Genomic DNA, 8,201 nt, shown 5'->3' on the forward strand with positions numbered 1-8,201 from the left:
TATCGTTTCCGAGTTGGCGTTCGGACTGATTTCCAGAAGTTCATAGTAGTCGGTGAACAATTCGGCGCTCCCACAAGATCGCTTCGGGCCATTAGTACCGGCAGCCCCGCCGCTATCCCACGCATCGAGGCATAGAAGCACCCGCCGACAAGTTGATCGTTAATAAAGGGTTAATGGCATTTCCGGCCGATTGGCAGCCGATGCCGCCCGGCTACTGGCAAGAGGCCGAACAGGCTTGGTTGCGGTGGCACGCGGCCGCAGGCAGTTATCCACAGGTAGTCCACAGCCGTCGGCGACAGGCAATCCCTTAACGACAAAGCGAGCCTTCCCGATTTAATATTACATTGGGCTTGGTGAGGCTCGCTTCACCCAAGCACCCCTGCACCGGTCATTTCAGCGTCGATAATCGGGAATTGTCAGATTGGATGCTGCACGCATTAGCTTCGAGGCCAGACAACGGGCGGACTCGGTTGCACCGCCGCCCAGATTTGATCCTTTCTGGGCTAGTGTGGCGGAGGCGGCGATAGCCGGCAGTGTGGTTGCTGTTTTTTGTTGGCTTGGAGGCGGCAGTCACATGGCGGGTGCGATCGGCATAAGTATGATTTTGGCGTTTGCGCTGCCGTATCTCTATCTCCGGAGAATTGAGCGGAAGAACAGTGAGGCCTTTGATACGGAATACGTCAGCTTGCTGGAGCGAGAGAGAGCAAGGTAACGAACTTGCGATGGCACGCGGCCACAGGGAAGCGCCAGGACGCGCAGGGCGCTTTGCCGGCGTAGGAGAGCGGAGGGCAGAAGCGCGCGCTGGCGAGGCTCTAATCGCCATCGACTCCTTGGCCAATCAGCGCGATACTTTTGTGCAGCAAGGGTCGGATGCGGCAGGAGGGGTGCCATGCGAGAATTGCCGTCCAATATTGACGCAGATGCCGTCATTGAAGTCGGCCGTTACCTGGATGATCACGCTAAAACCACAGCAGTTTCGATTTCAGACGCGCTTCGTGTAGCCAGACGTCGCGTCAACGGTTCGCTGATCACCGATAGTGGGCTGGAGGAGCTGATTGTGGAAAGCGCCACAGCCAGGCATCTGGCAATCCTACTGGACAACCACTAGCGCTTTGATTGGGAGTCTTGGGAGGACCGCCATGCATCTGTCGAACGAGAGCATCATTGTCATATTGGTAGTCGGCCTGATTGCCGGATGGTTGGCCGGGAAAATCGTGCGGGGGGCCGGCTTTGGTCTGATTGGGGATATAGTAATCGGGATCATCGGTGCGTTCATCGGTGACTGGCTGCTACCTCGCTTAGGCGTCCATCTTGGGACTGGAACGATCAGCTTGGTCGTCAACGCCACTGTCGGCGCGATTGTACTTCTCGTCATCATCCGGTTGGTTGCCGGTGGCGGTCGTTTCGGCGGCGGATGGAGTGGTCGATTTGGTCGTCGGTGGTGAAGGCCTCCGCCGTTCATTCAATGGAACGGGACAGGGCCGGTGCAAGCCACGCCGATGGAACATTAGCAGTCTTGAATAGTTGATTTAGCGCTTCGGATGCCGCTGCTTGGCTCCGTCGCAAGGCTGGTGGGCATACATCCGGCCAGGCCCGCGTCATTCTGGTCCCCTCCGGTGGCGCGGGCTCTCTACATCCATCAGGGACTTCAGTCTTAGTACCGCCGATAGGCTTAATTGCGAAGTTGCTAATATGCCCATAGTTTGGGCAACGCGGGGGACGTCCAAACCAAACCCGCAGTGACCGGTGCGGCCCGCCGCATCCCCAAGAAGCCCCAGCCGCACCGGTCATGGCTTAGCAAAGTCGCCGCATCGCGGAAGGCGGTCCTAGGTGCTCTCAACTGTTTTACGGGAAAAGCTGGTTTGCGAATGCGGTCGCACCGGGTTTTTGAAACTACGAGAAATCGGCACCTGGGAATCCTACAGCCTGGAGGGTTTCAATGGCGGTAGCCTGACGATCACCAGTTCCGGAAATATTCCGGGCGACAAGTTGGCCTATCTCCGTCCTTTGTGTCCTCAATGCAGCCGGATGGGCAAGGTGAAGTATGCCAGCCGGACCTGAGCCCGCAAGAACCACCTACGTTGTCAGCGTGTTCGAGAAGTCGCACTGGCGTACGGTGCTGACGACGAAAGACAAGGAAAAAGCGTTCGCGATGGCGAAGGAGATCGGCGACAAAGTGAGGATCGAGGAGATCACGCCCAAGGTGAAGAGGCGCTGAAATTTGTACGGAAAATATACCCAACAGGAGGGCTTTGGAACCTAATGCCCGCCTTCGCATTGTGTCGGCCAAGAGATGGAGGGCCGGCCATGAGAACCTTCGGTGTATGGGTCGCATTCGTCACGTTTGCCACGGCGCTGCTTTACCTGCTTCAGGAGTTTGGCTCGATCAAAATGTAGGTTTGTGGGGAGGCGATCAATATGTCGGTTAAGGGCAGCCAACGTCTTTCGCTATTCGACCTCGATGCTGTACGCGAGGCTTTTATGAAGTCTGTCCGCGAACACAACGTCAGAGATTCCGATTGGGGCGAACACGCAAGGCTGTTCATTCAACAGGTAGCCGAAACCAACCGCAGCCACGAAAATGACCCATCCTGGCGAAGGCAATTCGTAGGGAAATGGCCGGGGGTGAACGGCGCCGCTCGTTAGGGAGGTTGCCTGAGAGAACTAAGCCAACTTACCCCTCCGCTTCGCAGGCGCTTTTACCGGCGATGCTTTGCGCCCAAGGCCTGCGGCTTTTGCTAGCGCAGACCGTGTCGCGGCGTAGTTTGCCGCCACCATTGGGTAGTCGGCCGGCAAGCCCCACTTGGCGCGGTATTCATCAGGCGTCATACCATGCAAGCCTAAATGCCGTTTCATCGACTTGAATTTGCGGCCGTCTTCGAGGCTTACGATGTAGTCGGGAAACACGGACTTCTTCGGGTTGACCGCTGGCACGAGAGGCTCAGCAGGCGGAGCCACTGGCTCAACTAGGCCCGACAGGGAAGCATGAATAGAAGCGATAAGGTCCGGCAATGCGGCGGCAGGAAGTGGATTCTTGCTTACATATGCCGAGACAACTTCGGCTGTTAGTTCCGCTAGTTCTGTCGAGTTGATATGCGCCTCGTCGGTCATGGTCTCTCCTTTTGTCTGATTAATCCTCTCTCTATTCGAGCGATGCCAGCCGCGCAACTCTGGCCTGAGGTCTACAGTGCGCTTCCTGCATGCCGCAGGCGGGCGCCAGGACGCGCGGGGCACTTCGGCAGCATAGGAGAGCGACCAGCGGAAAGACGCGCTGGCGGGGCTCTCAAGTAAGCAATAGCCAACAAATCAACGCGACACCGACAACGCCGAAAAGCACTAGCCCAACGAAATTCATCCAGAAGATTATGGGGTGTGCGTTGCGTAGGATCAGTCGATTGCCGCGGGCCCGAAATGAACCGTCGCGAAACGTTAGGAACACCTGGCGGGAACTGACCAAAAGGATCGCGAGCCCCCCGAGGAAAAGCAAGACCTTGACCATTGTTCGCCCCAATCTCCGCCACGCCGACCGTCGCGATGATGGCTTTCTAAGTAGCTATAAGATTCTCGTCACCAGCGTGTCCAAACGGGAATTCTCACGGTAAGCCAGACGGATCGCGAACGCACCGGTGATGCCTGTGATGGCGCCGCCGATCACGTCGCTGACATAGTGGGTGCCGATGTAAACTCTCGACCAGCAAATCAGAAATGCCAGGAGGGAAAGCGCAATCGTTCGGCGAGGCAGAGCTTGCATCGCAAAGGCCGAAACGATCGCAATGGATGCGGTCGCGTGATCGGACGGGAACGACCAGTCGGCGCTGGGCGCAATCAACAGATGCGTCACACCGGCATCGTAGGGCCGCATCCGATGCACGAACAGAAGAATGAATTGATTGAGAGCAAGACCGAGCAAGAAGGCCAGGCCGGCCGACAGGGCCGCGTGACGAACATGGTAGCGGTCGACCTTGGCCCACCATTGCGCAACCACAGCCAGCACCATGAGCGGAACGCCGATTTGTGAGGCGCCAATCATTGCTTTATCCAGAACCGGGTGAAGTCCAGCTTCGGCGTTGAGCCAGTGGGTGAGAGTTGCATCCATTCTTTGTTGCTTCCGTTGTTGTCGATCGCGAGGTGAATTGTGAAAGCAGTCGACGAACGCCGTATCCATCAGATTTTTGAAGTCAGCGTTTGGCTCAAGGGCGCGCATGCTCTGATCGAATGCATCGGGGGGATTCTGGTTTATGTCGTCACCACCGATGCAATCGTCTCCTGGGTCAATGCTTTCACCGCAGAGGAATTGATCGAAGACCCGAACGATTTCATAGCTGGCCATCTGTCGCAGATGGCAACCCATTTTTCGATAGCCAGCAAGGAATTCTACGCTTTCTACCTACTCAGCCACGGCCTGATAAAGCTGCTGCTGGTTGTCGGGCTCTTGCGGGGCAAGCTTTGGTCGTATCCGGCATCGCTCGCGGCATTGGGCGCATTCATGGTCTATCAAGTCTACCGCTATTCCTACACCCACTCTCCGGGCCTGCTCGTGCTGACCGTCTTCGATGCGGTCGTCATGCTGTTGATCTGGCACGAATGGGGTGTAATGCGGCGGCACAAGCCTGCGTAGCGACCGATTATCCGCCTCGGTTCTGTTCAATCCGCTGAGCCGCAGACCAGCACAGAATGGCCCAAGCGGAGCCGACACACCAAGAGCCCAACTGCACCGGCCATTTCCCCTACGGCTGGGTAGCGCATAGCGCCCAATGATTCGGCAGATAATGCTTTCGTCCGGTCTTCATGGCCCGTGAGCGCGCGTATCAGGTCTTTCGCGTGCCGGACCCATTGCTGCTCGACAATCATCCCTTCTGCCACTGACGCCTTGAAGGCGTTGCGGATGATCTCAAAATCATGAGCCGAAATGAATTTGGGTGGGTGTGTCTCGTCGTCCACCGCATAGGTTCCCGCAGGGGCGGGAGTACGATGTACACTCTCAAGCGCCAGCGCCCGTTCAGCGGCCAGCGACAAAGCCACAATGCGCCTTCTCCGGCATGTTAGCGAGTCATTCCGCAGGGGAACCAGTAACAGTAAGTTGCGTTAGGCCTTTAGGGAGTTGTCCTATGGCTGACGAAAAGGACGAAGCACCCAGCAGCCCGGTCGATCTTGTCGTTCGGCGCTTGGCGGATGAGGCGAATATCACTGAAGATCAGGCCCGCGAGCTTATCGCCATTCTTGGGCTCAATTGGGCATCCCTGGTACGGGAAGCCCGCATTCTGGCGGCCCGAAAATGAGCTTCGCGGCCGGGGTTCGATCGGTCAAGCCCGCCCATCTACAAATCCAGCCCGGCGTAACCATCCTTGGAACCGAATCGGGGTTCGCAGCTTCTTAGCATTCCCGAAGCATGCATAAGGCGCGCCTAATGTTCAGTGACAAGGAAACACGATTTTTAGAAGCGGCGCTGATCGCTGCCGTGCCGCTCTCAATCCTCATAGCGGTGGCGATGGTGAGCCTGACGTTCAGTTGGTTTGGATGAGCACACGCGGGATCGACTTCCTCGAAAAATGGATGGCAGAGCACCTGCCGAACGCCATGACCGACGATCCGGCCGCCATCAGCGACCTTGCCGACGAAGTTATGAAAGCCGCCGACAGTGCGGGAATTGGCGTCAATGAAATCACCGAGGAGGTCGGCAGTGTGTTCCAAGTCATCGCCGAGGCCATGCTCCACCGCGACGGCAGCTTGGCAGACTGATTGTCACCCGGAGAGTGAGATAGGATGCAATTGATCACCGGTCTCGTTGTGCTGATAGTCTTAAGTGCAGCGGGAACCGCTGTAGCGTTGGTAGCCACGTCCACCCAACTGCTCGTCTATGAGGAAAAGGAAGCATCGGGCTTGTTCGCGTGCCAATATTTCACCGGAACAAGCGTGGAGCTAAAACATTCTAAAACCGGCTGCGAGCGGTTCGCCCTCGTATCGCAGCCGCATTAATCTGGATTCTGCGCGCGTTCTTTCATTGGCATGTCGTCTTCAGCGCGCCAAGCACTACGTTTGTCGTGCAACTAACCGGCCTTGGACGCGGCGGTGGGTCATTCACCGGGCGGGATGCTGAAACACTCGTGCGGCACTGGACATAGGTTGGAGTGCCTACTGTGGCGCCTAGCGGTCGGCAGTAAGCATCATCCTGCCCGGCCATGGTTTTGTTCATGAGGTACTGGCGCAGCGCCGGCTTGTTGCTGGCAAGGATAGTGGCCGAAGATCGGTCCATTCCCTGGGTCTGGAGCCAGTTAACGGTCTTTTCCTTGCCGCCATCCTGACAGCCTAACAGCGCAAGTATTGAAAATAGAGCAACCCACTTCATCCCAGCAATTTCGTGGTTTAGCTCGGCCATCGTATTCTTTCCCTGGGAAACCACCTTACCTCCCAAAACGCCTAATATCCCGTTAAGGTTCTATACTGTTCGCTCGTCCCGGCGACGGCGAGTCAGGCGCCAGATTTATTTCCGCAGCCTCACCCCGGCACCACCGCCGCTTTCGGCTGCGTAGGAAGGAAGAGCGCGGCCGGCAGGAACACGCGCTGGCGGGGCCTACTGGAGGCGATTTGTCCCGTAATGGGTCAATCCCGTCTGGCACCGCAATTGCACTGGTGGAAGTGGCGGGCAAACCAACACCCGGCAAGTCCCCAATTTCATCAACCTCCCTGGGGGCGACCCGCCGCTGCCGTGAATGGAGCGGCGGGCTCTGTTTTGGAAATCTTTCACCGTGAAAGATTTGTTCGCCGCGCTCTCCCCGCAAAGGCGTGGGCTTCAGCTGACCAGGGGAGAGCGGCGTGGTGAGGCGGCTTTAGATGTCCCGCAACGGATCAATTGCGCTGGCACCGTAATTGCCTCGTGGATCAAAACAGCGAGACGTCTCTCTAGATGATCGAAAACGCTCCTAAGATTGTCTGCAATTCATGCAGGGTGCCCCTTAGCAGCGTCAGTGAGCCGCAAGGGTCCGACCTCTTATCTTGCCCCAATTGCCAGGTTTTCGACACATACGACAACGTCCTGCTTGAACTTGGCCAGCGGACTGCGGACGCACTTTCGCGCACGCTCTACCGACCTGTTTCCTCGAGGGTCTATCGTTTCGCCCTTCTCGATCAGGGCGTGATCTCCAAGCCGACACGCTCAACCCTACCGGACAGGCGGAAGAGGCGTCGCGTACGCAAGCCTCGCCCCGCGCAAGGGCGTGCTTGACGATCAGCGGTGTGGCGGCGAGAACGCGTGTTGGCGGGCTTCCCCCGTAGGATGGCGGAACAAATTTTCGGAGCCTTCGTTTATTGCATCGGCCGGATCACCAAGCCCATATTCCGACCGGCCAGTCTTGTGTCAAAAGGCCCGCTGCTATGCCCTTGGCGGCGGGCTTTTTGGCTAAGACCACCTTGCCAGCTTCTTCAAGATCAGGAACCCGATCAAGATCGGTGAGACTGAGCTCAGCGAGTTCGCGAGCAGCAGCACTCAGGACCGTCATAACCAAAAGCGCCCCAATGCCGATCAGCGAGAGTGCCAATGGCAATCATAGATATCGCCACGCCGTTGTAATACTCCGCCCTTAAGTTTGATCTGCTCTTTCTTGGTCTCGCTCATCGTCTCTTCCCCCCTGCCAGATTTCAGGACGTGACCAGCATTGCCGCGCAATGCTTGACGGAACATTAGCGAGTTCTCAAAGTTCCTGCTTGGCGGCAGGTGGTGCCCTCCATCGCCTGCCGAAGATCGGGCATCCGATCGGCCCGCGCCGCTTTTGCCGAGAGTGCGCGCGGGCTTCCCATCACGGGGAGAAGGAAGAATGACAGACAAGCCGGCCACGTCCTACATCGCGTGCTGACCGCGAAGGACAAGGCCAAAGCGCTGGTCTCACGGTTCGACTGTGAATTCGGTCCACATGCCAGCCCCATAGTGACCCGGCACGTTGCAGATAAGCAGGTATTTTCCAGCCTTCAGATCGACGGTCAATGTGCCTGATTTGCCGGGATCGAGTTCCGACACCTCGCCCTTATCTCCTGACTTGTCTTCGTCGACCCGGTTCTCGGCCTCAAGGTAAGGAAGCAGCTTGCCGGGCGCGGCAAGGTACATCACGATCATCTCGTGAATGGTGTCCTTGGAGTCATTCTTCACTTTGAATGTGACCTCGCCGGCCTTCACCGCACCCGGGGAAGCCTTGATCCCCATGGTCGCC

The 8,201-nt window shown here is 57.4% G+C and carries 13 protein-coding genes; 7 read left to right on the forward strand and 6 right to left on the reverse strand.

Annotated elements, in window-relative coordinates; translation table 11 throughout:
- Positions 1-889: 889 nt before the first annotated feature.
- From AC1DZU_RS34945 to AC1DZU_RS34955, 3 genes are all read left to right on the forward strand, one after another.
- Positions 890-1,108 (forward strand): hypothetical protein, encoded by a 219-nt coding sequence (locus tag AC1DZU_RS34945; RefSeq protein ID WP_477291943.1) that lies wholly within the window; start codon positions 890-892, stop codon positions 1,106-1,108.
- 31 nt (positions 1,109-1,139) lie between these two features.
- Complete coding sequence (locus tag AC1DZU_RS34950; protein WP_477291945.1) at positions 1,140-1,445, forward strand: GlsB/YeaQ/YmgE family stress response membrane protein; 306 nt, start codon at positions 1,140-1,142, stop codon at positions 1,443-1,445.
- A gap of 599 nt (positions 1,446-2,044) precedes the next feature.
- Positions 2,045-2,218, forward strand: coding sequence for a hypothetical protein (locus AC1DZU_RS34955; RefSeq protein ID WP_477291947.1), 174 nt, complete (start codon positions 2,045-2,047; stop codon positions 2,216-2,218).
- Positions 2,219-2,664: 446 nt separating this feature from the next.
- On the opposite strand, the gene AC1DZU_RS34960 is transcribed toward AC1DZU_RS34955, so the two are convergent.
- Both AC1DZU_RS34960 and AC1DZU_RS34965 read right to left on the reverse strand, forming a co-directional pair.
- Positions 2,665-3,111 (reverse strand): Ros/MucR family transcriptional regulator, encoded by a 447-nt coding sequence (locus tag AC1DZU_RS34960; RefSeq protein ID WP_477291949.1) that lies wholly within the window; start codon positions 3,109-3,111, stop codon positions 2,665-2,667.
- A 442-nt stretch (positions 3,112-3,553) separates the two neighbouring features.
- Positions 3,554-4,096 carry a phosphatase PAP2 family protein gene (locus AC1DZU_RS34965; protein WP_477291951.1) on the reverse strand — a complete coding sequence of 181 codons (543 nt, stop codon included), beginning with the start codon at positions 4,094-4,096 and terminating at the stop codon, positions 3,554-3,556.
- A 39-nt stretch (positions 4,097-4,135) separates the two neighbouring features.
- Here AC1DZU_RS34965 and AC1DZU_RS34970 point away from each other — a divergent pair, with 39 nt between their 5' ends.
- Positions 4,136-4,618: a DUF2127 domain-containing protein gene (locus AC1DZU_RS34970; protein WP_477291953.1), complete on the forward strand. Its 483-nt coding sequence runs from the start codon at positions 4,136-4,138 to the stop codon at positions 4,616-4,618.
- A gap of 26 nt (positions 4,619-4,644) precedes the next feature.
- On the opposite strand, the gene AC1DZU_RS34975 is transcribed toward AC1DZU_RS34970, so the two are convergent.
- Positions 4,645-4,941 (reverse strand): hypothetical protein, encoded by a 297-nt coding sequence (locus AC1DZU_RS34975; protein ID WP_477291955.1) that lies wholly within the window; start codon positions 4,939-4,941, stop codon positions 4,645-4,647.
- 167 nt (positions 4,942-5,108) lie between these two features.
- Between AC1DZU_RS34975 and AC1DZU_RS34980 the strand changes: the two genes are divergently transcribed.
- The 3 genes from AC1DZU_RS34980 (at position 5,109) to AC1DZU_RS34990 (ending at position 5,976) form a co-directional block, all read left to right on the forward strand.
- Positions 5,109-5,279 (forward strand): hypothetical protein, encoded by a 171-nt coding sequence (locus tag AC1DZU_RS34980; protein ID WP_477291957.1) that lies wholly within the window; start codon positions 5,109-5,111, stop codon positions 5,277-5,279.
- 238 nt (positions 5,280-5,517) lie between these two features.
- Positions 5,518-5,739, forward strand: a complete 222-nt coding sequence (locus AC1DZU_RS34985; protein ID WP_477291959.1) for a hypothetical protein — start codon at positions 5,518-5,520, stop codon at positions 5,737-5,739.
- A 24-nt stretch (positions 5,740-5,763) separates the two neighbouring features.
- A complete protein-coding gene (locus tag AC1DZU_RS34990) occupies positions 5,764-5,976 on the forward strand; it encodes a hypothetical protein (protein ID WP_477291961.1) in 213 nt (70 codons plus the stop codon).
- Positions 5,977-5,998: 22 nt separating this feature from the next.
- Here AC1DZU_RS34990 and AC1DZU_RS34995 read toward each other — a convergent pair whose 3' ends face one another.
- The 3 genes from AC1DZU_RS34995 to AC1DZU_RS35005 form a co-directional block, all read right to left on the reverse strand.
- Entirely contained in the window at positions 5,999-6,376 is a 378-nt protein-coding gene (locus tag AC1DZU_RS34995; protein ID WP_477291963.1) for a hypothetical protein, read from the reverse strand.
- Positions 6,377-7,319: 943 nt separating this feature from the next.
- Positions 7,320-7,535: a hypothetical protein gene (locus tag AC1DZU_RS35000; protein ID WP_477291965.1), complete on the reverse strand. Its 216-nt coding sequence runs from the start codon at positions 7,533-7,535 to the stop codon at positions 7,320-7,322.
- A 344-nt stretch (positions 7,536-7,879) separates the two neighbouring features.
- Positions 7,880-8,201: plastocyanin/azurin family copper-binding protein (locus AC1DZU_RS35005; RefSeq protein ID WP_477291967.1), on the reverse strand; the 322-nt coding region annotated here is incomplete at its 5' end.

This window comes from Mesorhizobium sp. P2_A12 (assembly GCF_056405075.1).

Bases quoted from the DNA above. Each gene is read 5' to 3' on its own strand.
- AC1DZU_RS34950 (WP_477291945.1), top strand. From the start codon at position 1,140: ATGCATCTGTCGAACGAGAGCATCATTGTCATATTGGTAGTCGGCCTG.
- AC1DZU_RS34995 (WP_477291963.1), bottom strand. From the start codon at position 6,376: ATGGCCGAGCTAAACCACGAAATTGCTGGGATGAAGTGGGTTGCTCTA.
- AC1DZU_RS34955 (WP_477291947.1), top strand. From the start codon at position 2,045: ATGCCAGCCGGACCTGAGCCCGCAAGAACCACCTACGTTGTCAGCGTG.
- AC1DZU_RS34960 (WP_477291949.1), bottom strand. From the start codon at position 3,111: ATGACCGACGAGGCGCATATCAACTCGACAGAACTAGCGGAACTAACA.
- AC1DZU_RS34985 (WP_477291959.1), top strand. From the start codon at position 5,518: ATGAGCACACGCGGGATCGACTTCCTCGAAAAATGGATGGCAGAGCAC.
- AC1DZU_RS34980 (WP_477291957.1), top strand. From the start codon at position 5,109: ATGGCTGACGAAAAGGACGAAGCACCCAGCAGCCCGGTCGATCTTGTC.
- AC1DZU_RS34945 (WP_477291943.1), top strand. From the start codon at position 890: ATGCGAGAATTGCCGTCCAATATTGACGCAGATGCCGTCATTGAAGTC.
- AC1DZU_RS34965 (WP_477291951.1), bottom strand. From the start codon at position 4,096: ATGGATGCAACTCTCACCCACTGGCTCAACGCCGAAGCTGGACTTCAC.
- AC1DZU_RS34990 (WP_477291961.1), top strand. From the start codon at position 5,764: ATGCAATTGATCACCGGTCTCGTTGTGCTGATAGTCTTAAGTGCAGCG.